19 protein-coding genes and 1 pseudogene are annotated in these 18,185 nt (G+C 63.5%); 13 read left to right on the top strand and 7 right to left on the bottom strand.

The window, feature by feature from the left end; translation table 11 throughout:
* Nucleotides 1–220: 220 nt before the first annotated feature.
* From hemC to ACB039_RS18950, 4 genes are read left to right on the top strand one after another with little or no spacing between them, the layout of a single operon-like run.
* Nucleotides 221–1,150 carry a hydroxymethylbilane synthase gene (gene hemC, locus ACB039_RS18965; protein WP_182310278.1) on the top strand — a complete coding sequence of 310 codons (930 nt, stop codon included), beginning with the start codon at nt 221–223 and terminating at the stop codon, nt 1,148–1,150.
* A gap of 46 nt (nt 1,151–1,196) precedes the next feature.
* Entirely contained in the window at nt 1,197–1,931 is a 735-nt protein-coding gene (locus ACB039_RS18960) for a uroporphyrinogen-III synthase (protein ID WP_317842691.1), read from the top strand.
* Complete coding sequence (locus ACB039_RS18955; RefSeq protein ID WP_263685759.1) at nt 1,928–3,004, top strand: uroporphyrinogen-III C-methyltransferase; 1,077 nt, start codon at nt 1,928–1,930, stop codon at nt 3,002–3,004. Before ACB039_RS18960 ends, ACB039_RS18955 begins: the two co-directional genes overlap by 4 nt.
* A 10-nt stretch (nt 3,005–3,014) precedes the next feature.
* Complete coding sequence (locus ACB039_RS18950; protein ID WP_371166220.1) at nt 3,015–4,178, top strand: heme biosynthesis HemY N-terminal domain-containing protein; 1,164 nt, start codon at nt 3,015–3,017, stop codon at nt 4,176–4,178.
* Between the two features lie 119 nt (nt 4,179–4,297).
* On the opposite strand, the gene ACB039_RS18945 is transcribed toward ACB039_RS18950, so the two are convergent.
* Together ACB039_RS18945 and glpX are read right to left on the bottom strand one after the other, a co-directional pair.
* Nucleotides 4,298–4,549: a YkgJ family cysteine cluster protein gene (locus ACB039_RS18945; RefSeq protein WP_041206765.1), complete on the bottom strand. Its 252-nt coding sequence runs from the start codon at nt 4,547–4,549 to the stop codon at nt 4,298–4,300.
* A 276-nt stretch (nt 4,550–4,825) separates the two neighbouring features.
* Entirely contained in the window at nt 4,826–5,836 is a 1,011-nt protein-coding gene (gene glpX, locus ACB039_RS18940; protein WP_041206766.1) for a class II fructose-bisphosphatase, read from the bottom strand.
* 218 nt (nt 5,837–6,054) lie between these two features.
* Between glpX and ACB039_RS18935 the strand changes: the two genes are divergently transcribed.
* Nucleotides 6,055–7,113: a porin gene (locus ACB039_RS18935; RefSeq protein ID WP_161507600.1), complete on the top strand. Its 1,059-nt coding sequence runs from the start codon at nt 6,055–6,057 to the stop codon at nt 7,111–7,113.
* An 85-nt stretch (nt 7,114–7,198) separates the two neighbouring features.
* On the opposite strand, the gene ACB039_RS18930 is transcribed toward ACB039_RS18935, so the two are convergent.
* Complete coding sequence (locus ACB039_RS18930; protein WP_371166219.1) at nt 7,199–7,678, bottom strand: N-acetyltransferase family protein; 480 nt, start codon at nt 7,676–7,678, stop codon at nt 7,199–7,201.
* Between the two features lie 278 nt (nt 7,679–7,956).
* Here ACB039_RS18930 and ACB039_RS18925 point away from each other — a divergent pair, with 278 nt between their 5' ends.
* The 4 genes and pseudogenes from ACB039_RS18925 to ACB039_RS18910 all read left to right on the top strand — a co-directional run bounded on the left by ACB039_RS18925 (nt 7,957) and on the right by ACB039_RS18910 (nt 12,506).
* The gene (locus ACB039_RS18925; protein ID WP_371166218.1) at nt 7,957–9,999 is read left to right on the top strand and encodes a TonB-dependent receptor; all 2,043 of its coding nucleotides are present in this window, start codon (nt 7,957–7,959) and stop codon (nt 9,997–9,999) included.
* Between the two features lie 65 nt (nt 10,000–10,064).
* Nucleotides 10,065–10,685 carry a PepSY-associated TM helix domain-containing protein gene (locus tag ACB039_RS18920; RefSeq protein WP_371166228.1) on the top strand — a complete coding sequence of 207 codons (621 nt, stop codon included), beginning with the start codon at nt 10,065–10,067 and terminating at the stop codon, nt 10,683–10,685.
* Between the two features lie 173 nt (nt 10,686–10,858).
* A pseudogene (locus ACB039_RS18915) lies at nt 10,859–11,896 on the top strand (acyltransferase family protein).
* 175 nt (nt 11,897–12,071) lie between these two features.
* Nucleotides 12,072–12,506, top strand: a complete 435-nt coding sequence (locus ACB039_RS18910; RefSeq protein ID WP_371166217.1) for an N-acetyltransferase — start codon at nt 12,072–12,074, stop codon at nt 12,504–12,506.
* Here ACB039_RS18910 and ACB039_RS18905 read toward each other — a convergent pair.
* Nucleotides 12,503–12,868, bottom strand: a complete 366-nt coding sequence (locus ACB039_RS18905) for a winged helix-turn-helix transcriptional regulator (RefSeq protein ID WP_371166216.1) — start codon at nt 12,866–12,868, stop codon at nt 12,503–12,505. The two genes, ACB039_RS18910 and ACB039_RS18905, sit on opposite strands and share 4 nt — an antisense overlap.
* 118 nt (nt 12,869–12,986) lie before the next feature.
* Here ACB039_RS18905 and ACB039_RS18900 point away from each other — a divergent pair, with 118 nt between their 5' ends.
* Nucleotides 12,987–13,292 carry a monooxygenase gene (locus tag ACB039_RS18900; RefSeq protein WP_371166215.1) on the top strand — a complete coding sequence of 102 codons (306 nt, stop codon included), beginning with the start codon at nt 12,987–12,989 and terminating at the stop codon, nt 13,290–13,292.
* Between the two features lie 19 nt (nt 13,293–13,311).
* Here ACB039_RS18900 and ACB039_RS18895 read toward each other — a convergent pair whose 3' ends face one another.
* The gene (locus ACB039_RS18895; protein WP_268435114.1) at nt 13,312–13,917 is read right to left on the bottom strand and encodes an outer membrane beta-barrel protein; all 606 of its coding nucleotides are present in this window, start codon (nt 13,915–13,917) and stop codon (nt 13,312–13,314) included.
* 225 nt (nt 13,918–14,142) lie between these two features.
* On the opposite strand from ACB039_RS18895, the gene ACB039_RS18890 reads away from it, so the two are divergent.
* Nucleotides 14,143–14,781: an exopolysaccharide biosynthesis protein gene (locus tag ACB039_RS18890; protein WP_371166214.1), complete on the top strand. Its 639-nt coding sequence runs from the start codon at nt 14,143–14,145 to the stop codon at nt 14,779–14,781.
* Between the two features lie 74 nt (nt 14,782–14,855).
* On the opposite strand, the gene ACB039_RS18885 is transcribed toward ACB039_RS18890, so the two are convergent.
* Together ACB039_RS18885 and ACB039_RS18880 are read right to left on the bottom strand one after the other, a co-directional pair.
* A complete protein-coding gene (locus tag ACB039_RS18885; RefSeq protein WP_171273096.1) occupies nt 14,856–15,746 on the bottom strand; it encodes a sensor domain-containing diguanylate cyclase in 891 nt (296 codons plus the stop codon).
* Nucleotides 15,747–16,021: 275 nt separating this feature from the next.
* A complete protein-coding gene (locus ACB039_RS18880; RefSeq protein WP_043130659.1) occupies nt 16,022–16,603 on the bottom strand; it encodes a hypothetical protein in 582 nt (193 codons plus the stop codon).
* A gap of 394 nt (nt 16,604–16,997) precedes the next feature.
* On the opposite strand from ACB039_RS18880, the gene ACB039_RS18875 reads away from it, so the two are divergent.
* Both ACB039_RS18875 and ACB039_RS18870 read left to right on the top strand, forming a co-directional pair.
* Nucleotides 16,998–17,414, top strand: a complete 417-nt coding sequence (locus ACB039_RS18875; protein ID WP_371166213.1) for a GNAT family N-acetyltransferase — start codon at nt 16,998–17,000, stop codon at nt 17,412–17,414.
* Nucleotides 17,414–17,956, top strand: a complete 543-nt coding sequence (locus ACB039_RS18870; protein WP_371166212.1) for a GNAT family N-acetyltransferase — start codon at nt 17,414–17,416, stop codon at nt 17,954–17,956. The genes ACB039_RS18875 and ACB039_RS18870 overlap by 1 nt, the downstream gene beginning before the upstream one ends.
* Nucleotides 17,957–18,185: the final 229 nt, after the last annotated feature.

Raw genomic sequence — 18,185 nt, 5'->3', positions numbered from 1 at the left:
CACAATCACCGGATTATTTCTGGCACGCCCCGTAACGGTATCAGTAGAAAGCAATAAAAAATAATATTTTCAATTAGTTGCCATCATATAATGACCGCGTGAAAATTATTTTCAGCGACCGTTTTTGAGCTTGGCCCCGCTTTTGCCGGCTGCGTCATGAAAGCCCATGCAAAGGGTGGTAAGATCGTTTTCCTCACTAAAGATGAAACAACTGATTGATATGGCAGCCCGAACCCTGAGAATTGCCACTCGCAAGAGCCCACTGGCCCTGTGGCAGGCCAACTTTGTAAAAGATCGGCTGGAAGCTCTCTATCCCGATCTACGAGTCGAACTGGTCCCCATGAGCACCCAGGGTGACAAGATCCTGGATACCCCGCTGGCCAAGGTCGGCGGCAAGGGGCTCTTCGTCAAGGAGCTGGAGACTGCCATGCTGGAAGGTCGGGCCGACATCGCCGTCCACTCCATGAAAGACGTACCGGTGGAGTTCCCCGAGGGGCTAGGCCTGCACACCATCTGTGAACGCGAAGACCCGCGCGATGCCTTCGTCTCCAACCGTTTCAAGCAGATAGACGAGCTGCCCCAAGGGGCCGTGGTCGGCACCTCCAGCCTGCGCCGCCAGTGCCAGCTGCGGGCCGCCCGCCCTGATCTCGTGATCCGCGACCTGCGCGGCAACGTCAATACCCGCCTCGCCAAGCTGGATGCCGGCGAGTACGACGCCATCATACTCGCCGCCGCCGGCCTGAAACGGCTGGAGATGGCCCATCGCATCACCGCCTTCATCGAGCCGGAGCAGAGCCTGCCCGCCAACGGCCAGGGTGCCGTCGGCATCGAGTGTCGTCTGGACGATGTTGAGCTGCACGCCCTGCTGGCACCGTTGGAACACACCGAGACCCGGATCAGGGTGCTGACCGAGCGCGCCATGAACCGTGCCCTGCAGGGAGGCTGTCAGGTGCCTATCGGTGCCTATGCCCTGGTGCAGGGGGACGAGATCTGGCTGCGCGGCCTGGTGGGAAGCCCGGATGGCACCCAGGTGATCCGGGACGAGATCCGCGGACCCCTGACCGATGGCGAGGCACTCGGCCACACCCTGGCTCAGCGCCTGCTGGCCGATGGTGCCGACGCCATTCTTGCCGAGGTCTACCGGGCATGAGTGCGAATCGGGTCTGCTCATGGTCACAACCACCGAGCGTGGCCTGATGGTCCCGCTGGTGGTGCGCCCGGCCGCCCAGGCCGCCGAGCTGGCAGCACTGCTGCGCCAGCACGGTCATGCACCACTGTGCTGCCCGCTGCTGGAAACCCGACCGGGTAGTGAACTCCCCCACCTGCCCGAACTGCTGCCCCAAACGGACATCATCATCGCCGTCAGCGCCCATGCCGTTAAATTTGCTCATCATTTTCTGTTGCAAACTGGTCTGACCTGGCCACATATTGACTACTTTGCGGTCGGTCAGGCGAGCGCGGATGCCTTCAGCGAGGTGGGTGTCCAGGCCCTCTGCCCGACCGATCCCCGCAGTGAAGGCCTGTTGGCCCTGCCGCCCCTGCAAGGGGTGAGCGGCAAGCGGGTGCTGATCCTGCGCGGCAACGACGGGCGGGATCTCATCGCCCGAACGCTGGCCTCACGCGGCGCACTGGTGCACTATTGTGCCACCTACGAGCGCCACTACCCCGAGCTCGACGGGGACGCATTGACCCGCCACTGGCAGGCAGCCGGCCTCGACAGCCTGCTCATCACCAGCGGTGAACTCTTGCAGCGGTTGCTGGCCCTGGTGCCCGGCCCGCAGCGACCCTGGCTTTATGACCGCCTGCTGGTGGTGCCCAGTCCCCGGGTGGCCGAGATGGCCGAGGGAGCTGGTTTTACCCGTATCGTGATTGCCCAAGGTGCATCCAACCAGGCTCTGGTGGCCGCCCTGGAACTGAGGAAGATGGAATGACTGAACAGCAAGAAGTCCAGCCGAGTGCTGCGGCCCCCGCGGCCGACAACAACAAGCCCGAGAACAAGGCCGCCGGCAACAAGAAGGGTGGCGCCGGCGTCGTCCTCGGTGGCGTTGCCATCCTGCTGGCCCTGGGGCTGACCGGCGGCCTCTATCTGCACGGCCACCAGAATGCCGTCGCCCAGCAGGCCGAACTCGGCGCCCTCAAGCTGCAACTGGCCGAGGCCATGGGCAAGCTGGATCAGAGCAACAGCAAGGATGCCGAACAGATCGGCGCCCTCGGCAAGAACCAACAGCAGTTGCAGGAGGCGCTGGACGCCCTGCAGACCAAAGTGCTGGATCTCGACGACAAGCGCCCCAACGACTGGATGCTCGCCGAATCCGAATACCTGGTGCGCATGGCGGGCCGCAAGCTGTGGCTAGAACACGATATCGTCTCCGCCATCACCCTGCTCGGCAACGCCGACGAGCGGATCAAGGCGCTCAACGACCCCAGCCTGATGCCCATTCGCAAGGCGCTGGCGGAAGACATAGCCCAGCTCAAGGGGATGCCGCGGGTCGATCGCGAAGGCTTGACCCTGAAGCTGGCCGCGCTGTCCGACCAGATAGAGCTGCTGCCCCTCTCCACCGTGAGCATGCCACAAGCCAAGGCCGAACCGGATCAGGCGGTCAGTGCCAATCCGGACGAGTGGGAGAGCAATCTGAAGAAGAACTGGGTCAAGTTCACCGAGAACTTCATCACCATACGTCGCCGCGACGGCGCCGTGGAGGCCCTGCTCTCACCGCAGCAGGAGATCTTCCTGCGGGAGAACCTCAAGACCAAGCTGTTGCAGGCCCAGCTCGCCGTCTATCGCGAGCAGCAAGCGCTCTATACCGACAGCCTGGAGAAGGCCCAGCGCTGGCTGACACAGTACTTCGATACCGACAACAGCGCCACCCAGTACATGCAGTCCGAGCTCGACAAGCTCAAAGGCGAGCAGATCCAGTTTGACTACCCGGATCAGTTCAAGACCCAGGCCATGCTGGAACAGGTGCTGACCGAGCGCCTGCAACGCATCCTGGCCGGCAACTGAGGAGGAGACCATGATTCGTCTGATCGTCGTGGTGGCCGTGATGGTCGCGGGCCTGATCTTCGGCCCAGAAGCGTCCGGCAACAAGGGCTATGTGCTCATCTCGCTTGGCAACTACACGGTGGAGTCTTCGGTCACCAGCGCCGTGATCCTGGCGGTACTCTTCTACGGTGCCCTGCTCATCGTCGAGTGGGTGCTCGGTCGGGTCTTCGGCCTGCGCCGCAAGACGCAAGGCTGGTTCGGCTCGCGCCGTCGCCGCAAGGCGAACCTGCAAACGGTGAATGCCACCCTGGCCATGGCCGAGGGGCACTACAACCAGGCCGAGAAGCTGCTGATCAAGGGCGCTGACAACAGCGACACCCCGCTGCTCAACTACCTGAGTGCCGCCAGAGTGGCCCAGGCCAGAGGCGATGACGTGCGCCGGGATCACTACCTGCAAAAGGCGCAGGAGGAGAACCCCAAGGCCGAGCTGGCATTGACCCTGATCCAGACCCAGCTGCAGATAGAGCAGGGCCAGTACGACAGCGCCCTCGGTCGGCTCGAGTCCGTCTATGCCCTGCACCCGCGCCACCCCATGGTGCTTGATCAGTTGCGCCAGGTCTATCTGGCCCGGGAAGACTGGGCGGCCCTCATCGATCTCGCCCCGGCCCTGCGCAAGGTGGGCAAGTTGACGTCGGTACAGGAAGAGGCGCTGCTGCACCAGGCCTGGATTGGCCGTCTCGAGGCTGCCAGCGGCGCCCTCGAGACACTGCGCCCGGTATGGCAGGCGCTGCCCCGCAAGCTGCGTCAGGACCCCGAACTGCTGGCCAACTACGGGGATCGTCTGCGCCGGCTCGGTGCCGACAGCGAGGCTGCCGACCTCTGGCTGGAGGCCCTGCGCAAGGATCCCTCCCCCGAGCTGTTCGCCCGTCTGCCCAAACTCAGGCTGGATGACTATCAGCCCATGTTGACCCTGCTCAAGAAGATCCAGGATCAGCCGGGCGCCGAGGCTGCTCTGGCACGAGTCTACCTGCTGGCCGGCCAGCTGGACGATGCCCAGCGCCTGCTGGAGCAGGAAGTGGCGAAGCGGCCGGAGGCCGCCCTCTACCATGCCCTCGGGCAGGTGATGGACAAGCGCCGTCTCACCAACAAGGCCAATGAGTACTATCGTCAGGCCCTGCAACTGGCCGACGTCTGACCCCAGCTCGACAGAGAGAACCAAAAAGGCCGCAATTGCGGCCTTTTTCTATTCCGTGTTCCCGCGTGGATTCGGGGTGTTTCTCAGCTCCCCTCTCCCTGAGGGAGAGAGTCAAGGGCTCAGGCCGTCAGCCGCTCCATCTCGCCGATAAGCCAGACGGCCTCCTGGCGGTGAGAGCCGCACACGTCCTGCATGGGCCGAAAGCTGCTGCACACCGCAGGCCGCTCAGGCTGGCCGAAGATCTTGCAGCCCAGCCACGCGTCGAGCTGAACACAGGGAACGCCGGCCGGCTTGCCCTCCGGCATGCCGGGGATGGCACTGCTGATACTGGGGGCTGTGCAGCAGGCACCGCAACCTTGACGACATTCCATATGATGCATTCCTGTGCATGGCGAAGCAGTCTATCAAAGGGCCCCGATTCCCCTTAGCCTTATCCGCCCTGTCCCGCTAAATAGTCCAGACCCGGACGCGCGGGCAACAAAAAGCCCGACGGCAGCAGCGGTCGGGCTTTTCATCTTCAGCAGGTTCAACCCACTCTCATCAGAGAATGATGTCGCGCACCACGCTGTCTTTGCGATCCAGGAAGTGGATCGACTTGATGCGGCGGCATGAGAGGACGGGACTTGCCGCCACTCAGCACACCCTCATTACAGGATGATGTCGCGCACCACGCTGTCTTTGCGGTCCAGGAAGTGGATCGACTTGATGCGGCGGATGGTGCGTGACTTGCCGCGGATCAGCAGGGTCTCGGTGGTCGCCATGACGCCGTTGCTGGTGATGCCTTCCAGCAGATCACCCTTGGTGATGCCGGTGGCCGAGAAGATGACGTTGTCATTCTTGGCCAGATCTTCCAGCTTGAGCACCTTGCTCACATCGATGCCCAGCTCCTGGCAACGGGCAATCTCCTGTTCGCCCAGGGCACGCACCTCGGGGCTGTCGCCCTTGACCTGATGACGGGGCACCAGGCGCGCCTGCATGTCGCCGTCCAGGGCGCGGATCACCGCCGCCGAGATCACCCCTTCCGGAGCGCCACCGATGCCATAGAGCATGTCCACTTCGCTGTCCGGCAGACAGGTGAGGATGGAGGCGGCCACGTCGCCGTCGGGAATGGCGAACACCCGCACGCCCAGCCCCTGCATCTCCTTGATCGCCTTGTCATGACGCGGCTTGGCCAGGGTGATGACGGTCAGGCGGGAGAGCGGCTTGCCGAGCGCCTTGGCCACGGCCTTGAGGTTCAGCTCCAGGGCCTGATCGAGATCGATGGCGCCCTTGGCACCCGGACCCACGATCAGCTTCTCCATATACATGTCGGGAGCCTTGAGGAAGGAGCCCTTGTCGCCCACGGCCAGCACGGCCAGGGCATTGGACTGCCCCATGGCGGTCATGCGGGTGCCCTCTATGGGGTCGACCGCGATGTCCACGGCGTCGCCCTGACCCGTGCCCACCTTCTCGCCGATGTAGAGCATGGGGGCTTCGTCGATCTCGCCTTCGCCTATCACAATCTCGCCATCGATCTGGATCTGATTGAGGATGTGACGCATGGCCGCAACGGCCGCGCCATCGGCGATATTCTTGTCACCACGTCCGAGCCACTTGTAGCCAGCCAGTGCAGCCGCTTCCGTCACTCGGGAAAATTCGATTGCCAGTTCACGTCTCATCGCATATCCAACCTTAGGAGCTCGAAAACGGGCGGCATTCTACCACAAGGGCAAACCTTTGCGCGCAAAAGTGGCGGCTCGCCACATAAATCCCGGTTTTCATCCCGCTGACATGGAATCGACACGGTTTGTTCATTGCACGGTCACCCGACTGTCATCTGTCACTTCTAGCATGGCCCCGTCTTTTAAAACAAAAGCTTGCAACACAAGGGATCATGATGAAAAAGCTGACAGTAGTAGCATTGGCTCTTACCGCCGCCTTCCAGGCTCAAGCCGTTGAAGTGTACAAAAACGAGAGCACCCTGCTCGACCTCTACGGCCGCATCTACGCCGGCCAGTTCTTCGGCGAGAAGAAAGAGCTGGATGCCAATGGCGACATCAAGAACGAATACAGCGACAAGCAGGGCGCCAACCAGTTCGTCCGCCTGGGTGCCAAGGTAGAGAGCGAGATCAATCCGGGTCTCAAGGCCCTGGCCCAGTACGAATTGCAGATCTACGTCAATGACAGCGAGAAGACCGTCAGCGAGAACTCCGACAACATGCGCACCCGTCTGGCCTTCGCCGGTGTGGGTGCCGACTGGGGCAATGTCACCTTTGGTCGTCAGAAAGGCGCCCCCGGCCTGCTGGCCGACTGGACCGACGTTTCTCTCTCCGACGGCTACGGCAACGAGGCGCTGGGTGCCAAGACCGACACCTTCGCCACCAACCGTGCCGGCTCGGTGCTGAAATACTCGGGCCTGTTCAACGGCTTCCAGGTCGATACCAGCTACAAGTTCGACGGCGGTGACACCGAAGAGACCAGCAGCAAGGACAGCGATGCCGCCTACGGCGCCGCCCTGGCCTACACCTTCCCGTTCAACCTGGCCCTGGGTACCGCCTACAACGTGGGTATCCGCGACAAGAGCGGTGAAGAGGATGCCAAGCTGTGGCTGCTCTCCGCCAAGTACGACAACAAGGCCGTCTATGCCGCCCTGAGCTACGCCGACGGCAGCGACTTCCTGGCCACCGGCAAGGATCACACCGGTTGGGAAGGGGCGCTGGGTTACAACTTCGAGAGCGGCTTCGGCCTGATGGCCCTGTGGAACAAGCAGAAGGTGGAGCAGAGTGGCAAGTCCGACTACGACTCCATCGACTACTACACCCTGGGTGCCCAGTACAAGTTCAACAAGAACCTGCGCGTCATCGGCGAGTACCGCATCAACAACCTCGACAGCAATGACAGCGGCAAGCTGAACACCAAGGATGACTTCCAGCTGGCGGCCCGTTACGACTTCTAACTCCGGCCCCAGACAAAACGGCGCGCAGATCCCTCTGCGCGCCGTTTTTCATTCTCCCCTCCCGCCTGGGGCTGAACCACAGAGGCTAGAGCCTCTTCTGCCAGAACAGGGCCCGGCCCACCTCGGGATCGAGCGCATAGCCCGCAAAACCGCTGGCCAGGTAGGCGGCCTGCGCTACCTTGTTGCCCTCCAGCACCTCCAGGGTCAACTTGCAGCAGTCGAGCTCCCGGGCGAGCTGCTCCACCTGCGCCAGCAGCCGTTTGCCGAGGCCGCGCCCGCGATGATCCGGGTGCACCGCAAGGTCGTGGAGGTTGAGCAGGGGCCGGCAGGCGAAGGTCGAGAAGCCCTCGAAGCAGGTGGCCACCCCGGCCGGCTGCCCATCGACCCAGGCCAGCAACACATGGGCACCACTTCTCGCCGCCAGGGCCTGCGCCAGATTGGCCTTCACCTCATCGGCGAGGGGGCTGCCCCCGCCCATCTCGTCTTTCGCGTATTCGTTGAGCAGATAGACCAGCGCCTCGCCGTGCTGCCGGTTATGAAGGTCTGCCCTGATGATCTCTTCCATGTTCCGTTTCCTGTTTCCCTGGGGCGGCATCGGCGCCACCGAACCCGGATGGTAAACCAGCCCTTTGCCCCAACCAAGACTCATCCGATGGGTTGCATCAGGGCAATGATCCTCAACTGACCGCACAACTGCTCGTAGGTGTGGGATTTTTGCATCTTTGCCTTGCAAGACAAATGAAAATCAATATCATTAGCGTCCTCTCGAAACGGGAGATACTAATAACTACAAATAAATCAATAAGTTCAGGCCGACAGGTCGATTAAAAGAGTCACACGCAGATGCATAACCCCAACTCCCCGCGCGCCCTGCTGGGCGTCGCCTTGCTGTCCCTTTGCGCCAGCGCCCAGGCCGAAGATGAAACCCTCACTGTGGTCGGCAAACGCAGCCAACACGAGGAAGTCGCCACCGCCACCCGCACCAGCACCCCGGCCAAGCTGGTGCCCCAGAGCATAGAGAGCGTCTCCGCCAGCGAACTGACCGCCTACGGCCAACCAACCCTGAGCGAGGCCCTGAGCGGCATCCCCGGGGTCAACGCCAGCGGCGACACCCGCTTCGACGGCGTCAACATCCGCGGCTTCAACGCCAGCAACGACTTCTACCTCGACGGCCTGCGGGACGACATGCAGTACACCCGGGATCTCGGCAACATAGAGCGGGTCGAGGTGCTCAAGGGGCCGGCCGCCGTGCTCTACGGCCGTGGCAGCACGGGGGGCATCATCAACCGGGTCAGCAAGAAGCCGCAGCGGGGCCAGGCCTCCAGCGTCAGTGCCCGGGTCGGCAGCTTCGACAGCCAGCGCCTCGCCGCGGATCTCAATGCCGAGGCAGGCGAGCGGGTGCAGCTGCGCCTCAACCTGGCCCAGGAGGACAAGGAGAGTTTTCGCGACGGCGTGACCAGCAAGCGCACCCTGCTGGCCCCCTCCGCCAACTGGGAGATCACCGACAAGCTGAACTGGCTGGTGCAGTACGAGCGCAACGGCAGCGATCGCACACCGGATCGCGGCATCCCCGGGGTCAACGGTCGCCCGGCCGACGTGCCCATCGAGAGCGTCTACAGCGACACCAGCCGCGACTTCATAGATGACGTGGCCCAGTCCACCCGCTCCCAGCTCACCTGGGATCTGAACGAGCAGTGGCAACTGCGCCAGCAGCTCGGCTACACCAGCCTCGACAGCCAGTTCGACAACACCTATGTCACCAGCGTCAAGGGCGACCAGGTGACCCGCGCCCGCTGGCAGCAGGATCTCAAGGCCAACAACCTGACCAGCAACACGGAAGCGGAAGGCCAGCTGCAGACCGGTCCCGTCGAGCATCGCCTGCTGGTGGGCCTGGAGCAGAGCTGGCAGGAGCGCACCCCCAAGCTCTATCAGAACGCCACCCCTATCCCCCCGGGCAACCTGTACGATCCGGATTCACTTCCCAGCTACAACGGCGCCATGAAGCTCTCCAGCGACGCTAACCACAGGGTGCGCGGCTACGGCCTCTATGTGCAGGATCAGCTCAGCCTGGGGGACTGGCACCTGCTCGGCGGCCTGCGCCGGGACGCGTTCACCGTCACCAGCCGCCGCAATGACCTCGACAAGGAGGAGACCCTCTCGGTCACCAGCCTGAGCCCCCGTCTGGGCCTGGTGTGGAACCCCATCGAGGAGCACGCCTTCTACACCTCCTACAGCAAGACCTTCACTCCAGTGGGTGGGGAACTGATCGGCATCACCCCGGGGGACAAGAACAACAACCTGGATCCCCAGCACACCCGGCTCTACGAGGGGGGCGTGAAGAGTGACTGGCTGAACGGCCGCCTGGCCACCACCCTCTCCATCTACCGGCTGGAGATGTACAACAAGCGCAGCAAGGATCCGCTGGATCCTACCAAGGTGCTCCTCACCGGCCTGCAGCGCACCGACGGCATAGAGCTGAGCGCCCGCGCCCAGCTCACCGACGCCTTCTACCTGCATGGCGGCATCGCCATCCAGGACGCGGAGCAGGTCAAGGCGGATGCGGATCTGCAGGGCAAGCGGCCGATGAACGTCTCCCGCGAGAACGGCCAGCTGTTCGCCGGCTACCAGAGCGGCAAGCAGGGCTGGTATGGGGAAACCGGGGTGACGGCGGTGGGGGATCGCTTCGCCGACAACGCCAACACCACAGTGCTGCCGGGCTACGCCCGCTATGACGCCCGCGCCGGCTACCGCTGGCAGCACTGGGATGCCCAGCTCAGCGTGGAGAACCTGACCAACCACGACTACTTCGTCAGCGCCACCAGCGCGGCCCAGATCATGCCGGGCAGCCCCCGTCAACTGAATCTCACCGCCGCCTACCGCTTCTGATCCTCCTGCCCACAGCCAAACTGGCCAGCCTCTGCTGGCCAGTTTTTTTATGACGCGCCACCATGATGAAATCCAAGAGACTCCCCCTTCACAACAACAAGTGGGTGCGCCGCATCCACGCCTGGGCCGGCTTTGCCACCCTCACCCTGATGCTGCTCTACGGCCTGACCGGCCTCTGGCTCCAGCACAGGGCCGTGCTGCCCCTGCCCGGACCCCACACCGAAAAGTCGAGCGAGGAGATAACGCTGGCCACGCCGCTGGCAAGCCCTGACGCACTGAAAGCCCTGCTGCAACAGCACTACCCCGAAGGCTTGGAGGAGGGGCGGATCAGCATCACCCCGGCCCGGACCCTGCCCACCCCCACTGGCCCCCTTACCCTGCCGGCGCGCTGGGAGCTGCGCGGCGTCACCCTCAGCCAGAGCCTGGCCGCCAGTTATGTGGAGGGTACCCTGCTGGTGCAGACCGAACTGCAGCGGGCCAACCTCGCCGCCAGCCTCAACCGGCTGCATCGCGGCATGGGCACCGGTCTGGCCTGGCAACTGGTCAGCGATCTCGCGGCCCTCTCCATGCTGCTGCTGGCCCTCACCAGTTTGCTGATGTGGAACAAGCTGCACGGCCCGGCCGGCCGTGGCATCGCCCTGCTGCTGACGGGCGCCATCGCGACAGCGCTGGTCGCCCTGCTCTAGGGCTTCTACCGACACCAAAACGGGATCCACCTCCCACCCGGGGTAACCCTGCCCATCCCCCGGGTAACAAAGGGTAACCGGGCACCGATGGGGGTCACAGTTGGCGGCCCCCCGGCTGGAAGAGGCATGTGCCCGGCTGCTAGGGTGCCGGGTTTCAGCCGTCGGAAACCTTCATGCGCATCTCCAGCATCGAGTGCGGGCGAGTCCTGGCCATAATGGCCGTGATGACCATTCACCTCTCCCCCTTCAGCAATCCGTTCGATCCCACCCTCTGGGACGGCACCCCCTACCTCTGGCTCGGGGCCATCATCAACCAGCTGTGCCGCTTCGCGGTGCCGCTGTTCTTCCTCTGCGCCGGCTACTTCCTGCAACCCGCCCTCGCCGCAGGCAAGCCCATGGCGGTGGCGCTGCGCTACTGCCGCCCCCTGCTGGGACTCTGGCTCGCCTGGAGCCTGCTCTATCTGCTGGTGCCCTTCAACCCGGTCGCGGCCATGACGGAAGGCTATCTGGCCAGCATGGCAGGCCAGTGGCAGATGCAGCTGGGGGACCCTCTCAACGCCTGGTAGGTGGGCGGCATGATCCACCTCTGGTTCCTGCCCGCCCTGATGCTGGCCGTCCTGCTGCTGGCCCTCAGCTGGCGGGTCAGGCTGCCCAGACTGGCTCTGGTGGCGGGCGCCCTGCTCTACGGGCTGGCCCTGATCGGCGGCTCCTATGGCCCGTTGCTGCCAGGGGGCGAGTGGGCCCTGCTGACCCGCAACGGCCCCTTCTTCTCGCTGCTGTTCGTGGCGCTTGGCGCCGAGCTGCGCCTGCGTGGCTGGCAACCGGATGCCAGGCGCAGCGCCCTGCTGATGGTGGCGGGGATGGGTCTCTATGCCCTGGAGGCCGCGGGCCTGCTGCGTTTCGCCGCCGTGCCCCTCAACCGTCACGACTTTCTGCTCGGCTCCCTGCCCTGGGCGCTCGGCCTGTTCGGCCTGCTGCTGGCCAATCCAAACTGGGGCAGAGGCAGCTGGCTCGAGCGCCAGGCCCCCAGGGTGCTGGGCCTCTACTGCCTGCACATGATGCTGGTGGTCTGGCTGATGGTGTTCGGCCCCCAGGGCAAGCTGCTGTGGTGGGAGCTGGTGAAGGTGCCGGTGCTGCTGGTGCTCTCCCTGCTCGCCTGCCGACTGCTGGCGACGAACCGGATCAGCGGCTGGCTGCTGCGGGCCCGCTGAAGGGGAACAAGGCATGGGAGGGAGGCAGATCTCTCCCCTACGCCCGCTAACGGCAACAGGCGACCTGCGGGTCGCCTTTTTTGTTACAGGGGCATCACTTTGACCCGCTAGCGGGTGACGACGAGATCTGTGCTGCTACCATGCCCCTCTTTTGACGAATCCAGACGAGACACATATGCAGATCCGCCCCTTCACCCCGGTCGACACCGAGGCCGTCCTCGCCATCTGGCTGGAAGCCTCCCTGCAGGCCCACCACTTCATCGAGCCGAGCTACTGGCACACCAACCTGGCGCCGATGCGGGAGATCTACCTGCCCGCCGCCGACAGCCAGGTACTCTGCCTGGGTGACCAGCTGCTTGGCTTCTACTCCCTCCACGAGGGCTCCCTGGCAGCCCTCTTCGTGGCCCCCGCGCAGCAAGGGAAAGGGCTGGGCAAGGCTCTGCTCGAGCACGCCAAGGGGCAGTTGCCGGCCCTGCGGCTGCAGGTCTATCAGCAGAACCGGACTGCTTGCGACTTCTATCGCTCGCAAGGATTTCAGGTTGCGGCCGACGCCCTGGATCCCCACACCGGCTGCGCCGAGTGGGTAATGGTCTGGTCGGCGCGGGATTAACTGGGCTCGGTGGGATGAGGTTCTTCGCGGGCCGCCGCCGCGTCGTTCGGTGCCAGCAGATCGCCGTGACTCAGGGCAAAGTCGTGCATCTGTTGCAGCAGGGGGAGAAGGGCCACCCCGAGCGGGCTCAGGGCGTATTCGACCCGAGGCGGGACGTCGGGATAGAGGGTGCGAATGATGACGCCGTCGCTCTCCAGCTCCTTGAGCTGGGCGGTGAGCACCTTCTGGCTCACCTCGGGGAGGCAGCGGCGCGGGTCGCCGAAACGCAGGGTCTGGCTGCGCAGATGAAACAGGATGGCCGGTTTCCATTTACCGGCGAGCAGGCGCAATACCTGATAGGCGGGGCAAGGCAGTGAGGACAAGGGATGGCTCGCGACTGGTTACTTTGGGGTAACTATGCCACGAAAAGGTGCCTTCTTGCAGCCAAGATGCCGGCTTCTTATGATGCGGATTCCGTCATTCCCCCGAGAGAGGTTCATCATGCCCAGCCTGCTGCAGATCCATTTCAACTTCCCCGCCGAGCTGATGGGGCCGTCCCTGACCGCCGCCGCCACGCCGCTGGCCGAGTCCATCACCCGGGAGCCGGGCTTCATCTCCAAGATCTGGACCGAGAATCCGCGCACCGACGAGGCGGGCGGCATCTATCTGTTCGAGGATAAGGCCAGCGCCCTCGCCTACGCGACAATGCACGAGCAGCGGGTGCTCGCCATGGGCGCCAGCGCGGTGCAGTACAAGGTGTTTGACGTCAACGAGCCCCTGAGCCGCATCACCTTCGGCATCAAATAAACCGACCCACAGCGCGGGCTCAGAACCTCAGGGTCAAGCCGATATTGGCCTGCCACTGGGTGAGCAGATCCCCCCGCACCCGGAAGGCGCAGACCTCGGGGTTGCAGAGAAACGCGCTGTCGTCGTTGAGCAGGGAGCCGTAGCCACGCACCTCGGCCCGCAGCGCCAGATGTTCCCCCAGGCGCGGCTGCACCCCGAGCGCCAGGGACATGGAGGGGGCCGTCTCGCTGTCGTAGGCATCGAAGCGGGTCACCCCGATCCCGGCGCCTATATAGGGCGCCATCAGGTTGTCCGAGAGGGTCAGGGCCCCGGCGAAGTGCAGGGTATCCACCGTCAGCCTGTCCGGCTGATCCGGGGAGACGGGGGTGGATTGATGGCTGTAGAGCAGCTCTATCATGCCGGGATCATCCACCTCCCTGCTGATGAAGAGGCCCCAGTTGCCCGAGCTCTCCCCCTGCAGGGAGCCTACGTGGGGCGTGGGGGCGGGTTCATCCATCGCCTCGAAGTCGATGGACGAGCTATAACCCAGGAAAGGGGTCAGCTGCCAACCCGGCGCGGCAGGCTCGGCCGCCCAGCCCGTCAGCGGCAAGCACAGTCCCAGCACCATCATCGTCGCTCGCGTCACGCTCTTCTCCCTAGTTGCATGGATTGCGTCAAAAGCATATCAGAGCCTGTTCCATCCGACCCTGGATGGTGGCTGTATCGCCCCATTTTGGCGACCCGCCCCCGTTCCCCGCCCTCTCTTTTCATCAAAGCTTGCGCCGGCTCACATTATTCATCTGGGATTAACCTCTGCCACGTAAGCTGACGGCGCCACAGCGGTGGCATCAACAGGACGAGGATCTCAGGAATGGTTGCCGCGCAACTCAACGACCCACAAAGCACGCTCTCCGATACCCTGAGGGCCACCGCCCACGCCATCGAGGAGAGCCACGTCAGCCTCAAGGAGATGCTGGCCCTGGTGGGTGAGCAGGGCATGCTGCTGTTTTGCGTGCTGCTCACCGTCCCCTTCCTGTTGCCGGTCTCCATCCCGGGCGTCAGTACGCCGTTTGGCCTGCTGATCCTCTTCATCGGCATCGGCATCACCCTCAACCGGGTACCCTGGCTGCCCGCCATCCTGATGGAGCGCCGCTTCGCCGCCGAGCACCTCAAGCCAGCCCTGCACAAGGGGGCCGATCTGCTGGCCCGCATCGACCGTTTCATCCGGCCGCGCCTGCTGCTGCTGACCGGCAGCTCCACAATCAATCGCTGCAACGGCCTGCTGATCATGCTGGCGGCCCTGCTGCTGATGCTGCCGCTCGGCGCCATTCCCTTCACCAACGCCATGCCCGCCTGGGCCATACTGCTGCTGGCCATCGGCATGCTGCAACGGGACGGCCTCTTCGTCGCCCTCGGCTACGCCCTGGTCACTGCCACCCTGGTCTGGTTCAGCGTGCTGGCCATCGGCCTGCTGATGGCGGGCCAGAACATCTCGACGCTGTTTGGCTGAGACGGGCGCAGACACAGACAAATGAAGGAGGGCGACACAGGGTCGCCCTCCTTCGTTGCAAGCCTGGGTGATTTTCAGGGATCCCCGTCATGGGCCACCTGGTTGCGCCCGCCCCGCTTGGCCCGATAAAGCCACTCGTCCGCCCGGGCCAGCACTGTGCCGAGATCTTCCCCCGGCCGGATCAGGGTGGTGCCCAGACTCACGGTGACGGGAGCAGGATCCGGCTCCATGGCCGCCACCGCGGCGCGGATCCGCTCCGCCACCTTCAGCAATATCTCCTCGTCTATCTGCGGCAGCAGGATCAGAAACTCCTCGCCGCCGCTGCGCACGAACAGATCCTCTCCCCGCAACTGGGCGGACACGCAGTCGCAGACGCGGCACAGCACCCTGTCCCCGGCCTGATGGCCGTAACGATCGTTGATCTGCTTGAAGTGATCGAGATCCAGCATGATGAGGCCGGTGAGCGGCTGACCCTGCACCCTCTGGTGGTACTGATCGAAGAAGAAGTGGCGATTGTAGAGGCCGGTCAGCTGATCCGTCTCCCCAAGCCGCTTGAGCCGCCGCTGCAGCTCGTGCTGGCGGGTGATGTTGCGGGTCATCCAGGCCACCGCCCGCTTGCCGTCATAGAGGGAGGGCAGCGGCGCTATCTTGCCCTCGAAGCGCTGCATTCCCTGGGGCCCCGCCTCGGCATCTATGCCATCCACCTCGGCGGGGGAGAGATCGTACTCCACCACCTGCACCTGGCCGCTGGCCAGGGCACGCGCCACCTGCTCCATCACCCAGAACGCCTTGTCTGCCGGCAGCACGTCGAACAACCGCTTGCCGATCAGCGGGTTGCCATCCTGGTATGACTGCTGCTCCACCCCGCCGATGTACTCGATGTAATGACCATCTTCACTGAGAATGAAGACGGGATCGGGCAGCTGGGTCATCACTTCATAGAGTTGTGCCACTGAGAGCGCCATCTGTGCTCCTTTTATCTGCGGGGAGGGCCCTGTGTTGTCTGTTATACACGACCCGTGCAGTATCGCATACGGCCCGGACGCCGTGGCAACGTGGCGGCAGAACCCGCGGGTGCGGTAGTGAACGACTATCCCCCGGGCCCGCAGTCAGTACCCGCAAGGGGGATATGGCGCCACTCGGCCCATGACAGGCGCTCGCGGCGAGCGCGCTGGCGCCTTGATACAAAAACGCCATCGAGAGGAGCTCGATGGCGTTTTCGGTGACCGTGATGAGGGGATCAGCGGCTGGCAGAGCGGTTCCCGCTCCAGAGCAGCTCGCCGCTCTTCAGATCCATCAGGCTCATGGCGAGGCGGTAGCGGCTTCCCTCGGAGACGAGATCCCCGTAGAGCATGTAACCGGCCCCGGTCTGACGACCCAGGCGCACCAGAGAGGCCGGATTCATGCCCCCCTGCTGGTACTCGAGCTGGCTGGTGATGGCTGATACCTGGCCGGGATCGGCGAAGCTGAAGCCGCCCTGTTTCTGAATCCGCTGGATCATGGCCACCGCCATGGACTGGGTGTTGAACGACTCACCCGTGCCGTTCTGAGGGGCCATCAACAGCAGCACCGGGCTGCCGTCCCGGGTCAGTGCCTGCACCTCGGGGGCCTTCAAGAAAGCATCCGCCATGGCGACAGCCAGCCCGGTCGGTGCCACGGGTTTGGGCGGCGGCTTGACCGCCTCGGGTTCAGCCACAGGTTTCTCTGGCTGACTCACCGGCTTGTCCGGCTCGCCGACCGGCGCCGGGGTGCCGCCATAAGGATTGACCGCACAACCGCCCAGCAGCAGGGCACCCACCATCAACAAGGAACGCAGCTTCATCTTTTCTCTCCGCCAGAAGTCCGTGGAACGGACTTCGCCAAAAGCCCGCATGACGGAGCCCCGCTCCGCCTCCCTCCCATGCTAGAGACAAACCGGCCCCAGGTCGATGCGCATATGGGACGGGGGCGACAAAGGCTGGCGAACCTGGCTGCACAAAAGGGTGGCAAGGCCCCGCCAGATTCCGTTACGGTAGTCCGGGCCAAGATTCAAGAGGATCGCACCGGGCATGCCAACCCTCAGGGTGATCCGCTCCTCCTTTGACGACGCCACCGGTCCGTCTCAATATCCTCCTCTGGTGGAATGGGCGGAAATGGGCTCTTGATTGGCCGCGGGGAGACAGACACACCACAGGCCACAACCAGATAGATACAACCAACATCAAGCAGGAAGCACTATGCAATTGACCACACCCCAACCGCCTCAGGACGATGAGATCGAAGCGCTGCGAATTGGCCTCTCCGGCTACAACCTGGGTCACGCCGGCGCACACCTGCGCGAACGGATCGCCAGCTTTATCAAGGATGAGCAGGGCAAGGTCCACGGCGGCATCATCGCCGACATCAAGTGGGGCTGGCTGCACGTCGACTGGCTCTGGATCGACGAAAGCATCCGCAAGTATGGCTGGGGTGGCCGCCTGCTCGGCGCCATGGAGCAGTACGCACAGAGCAAGGGCATCACCAACTACCATCTGGAAACCACCAGTTTTCAGGCCCTCCCCTTCTACCAGAAGCAGGGTTACGAAGTCTTTGGCCAGCTGCCCGATATGCCACCTGGGCATATCAGTTACTTCCTGAAAAAGCAGGATAAGTGATGCCATTCCAGCGCCTTGCCAACGCCAATCTCGTCATTCGCCCGTTCGAAGCGGGCGATGCCGACGAGTTTGTCCGCGCGGCCCACGAATCCATCGAGACGGTTGGCAGATGGATGAGTTGGTGCACTCCCTCGTTCAACCGGGAGCAGGCGCTGGCGTGGTTTGCGACCTGCGATCAGGATCGCGCGGCGGGGCGAGCTTTTGACATAGGCCTCTTCTGCGCCGCCACCGGACAGCTACTGGGTGGCGCCGGTATCAACCAGCTGGCAGCCCATCATCGCTACGGCAATATCGGCTATTGGGTGAGACAATCCCGACAAGGCCAAGGCATCGCCCGGCAAGCCGACGCCCTGTTACATGACTTTGGTTTTGAGCAGTTAGGGCTATTTCGGCTGGAGATCGTGATGGGGATTGGCAACACCGCCAGCGAAGCCGTTGCCATCGCCGCCGGGGCAACCTTCGAGTGCCGGGCAAGGAATCGTATCTTTTTTAATGGCCAGCCTTTTGATGCATATATTTATTCGCTTACGCCCATAGACTGAATCCTGTTGTAAGACGCCTCCTGCGTGTATCTCTCAGATGAACGGACGTTATACATGGTATTCCATCTTCTCACCACCTAAGTCCAGCAATCCATTCTCCCTCGGCCAAAGTAGCGGGTGTAGTGGTCTAATCATCCCGGACACCATTTTAGGTGGTACAGTCGCCACCATGACTTGAGGTGTTCAATGACAAGATTACGTCGCTCATTTACTGCTGAATTCAAACTCG

The sequence above is a fragment of the Aeromonas sp. S2(2024) genome (assembly GCF_041402505.1).
Lineage (GTDB): Bacteria > Pseudomonadota > Gammaproteobacteria > Enterobacterales > Aeromonadaceae > Aeromonas > Aeromonas media.
The sequence above is the reverse complement of the archived record's forward strand: the minus strand, read 5'-3'. Positions and strand labels throughout refer to the sequence as shown.

Bases quoted from the DNA above. Each gene is read 5' to 3' on its own strand.
- ACB039_RS18935 (WP_161507600.1), top strand. From the start codon at position 6,055: ATGAAAAAGCTGACAGTAGTAGCATTGGCTCTTACCGCCGCCTTCCAG.
- ACB039_RS18890 (WP_371166214.1), top strand. From the start codon at position 14,143: ATGGTTGCCGCGCAACTCAACGACCCACAAAGCACGCTCTCCGATACC.
- ACB039_RS18900 (WP_371166215.1), top strand. From the start codon at position 12,987: ATGCCCAGCCTGCTGCAGATCCATTTCAACTTCCCCGCCGAGCTGATG.
- ACB039_RS18925 (WP_371166218.1), top strand. From the start codon at position 7,957: ATGCATAACCCCAACTCCCCGCGCGCCCTGCTGGGCGTCGCCTTGCTG.
- ACB039_RS18910 (WP_371166217.1), top strand. From the start codon at position 12,072: ATGCAGATCCGCCCCTTCACCCCGGTCGACACCGAGGCCGTCCTCGCC.
- ACB039_RS18945 (WP_041206765.1), bottom strand. From the start codon at position 4,549: ATGGAATGTCGTCAAGGTTGCGGTGCCTGCTGCACAGCCCCCAGTATC.
- ACB039_RS18955 (WP_263685759.1), top strand. From the start codon at position 1,928: ATGACTGAACAGCAAGAAGTCCAGCCGAGTGCTGCGGCCCCCGCGGCC.
- hemC (WP_182310278.1), top strand. From the start codon at position 221: ATGGCAGCCCGAACCCTGAGAATTGCCACTCGCAAGAGCCCACTGGCC.
- ACB039_RS18875 (WP_371166213.1), top strand. From the start codon at position 16,998: ATGCAATTGACCACACCCCAACCGCCTCAGGACGATGAGATCGAAGCG.
- ACB039_RS18880 (WP_043130659.1), bottom strand. From the start codon at position 16,603: ATGAAGCTGCGTTCCTTGTTGATGGTGGGTGCCCTGCTGCTGGGCGGT.
- ACB039_RS18920 (WP_371166228.1), top strand. From the start codon at position 10,065: ATGAAATCCAAGAGACTCCCCCTTCACAACAACAAGTGGGTGCGCCGC.
- ACB039_RS18960 (WP_317842691.1), top strand. From the start codon at position 1,197: ATGGTCCCGCTGGTGGTGCGCCCGGCCGCCCAGGCCGCCGAGCTGGCA.
- ACB039_RS18885 (WP_171273096.1), bottom strand. From the start codon at position 15,746: ATGGCGCTCTCAGTGGCACAACTCTATGAAGTGATGACCCAGCTGCCC.
- ACB039_RS18950 (WP_371166220.1), top strand. From the start codon at position 3,015: ATGATTCGTCTGATCGTCGTGGTGGCCGTGATGGTCGCGGGCCTGATC.
- ACB039_RS18870 (WP_371166212.1), top strand. From the start codon at position 17,414: ATGCCATTCCAGCGCCTTGCCAACGCCAATCTCGTCATTCGCCCGTTC.
- glpX (WP_041206766.1), bottom strand. From the start codon at position 5,836: ATGAGACGTGAACTGGCAATCGAATTTTCCCGAGTGACGGAAGCGGCT.
- ACB039_RS18930 (WP_371166219.1), bottom strand. From the start codon at position 7,678: ATGGAAGAGATCATCAGGGCAGACCTTCATAACCGGCAGCACGGCGAG.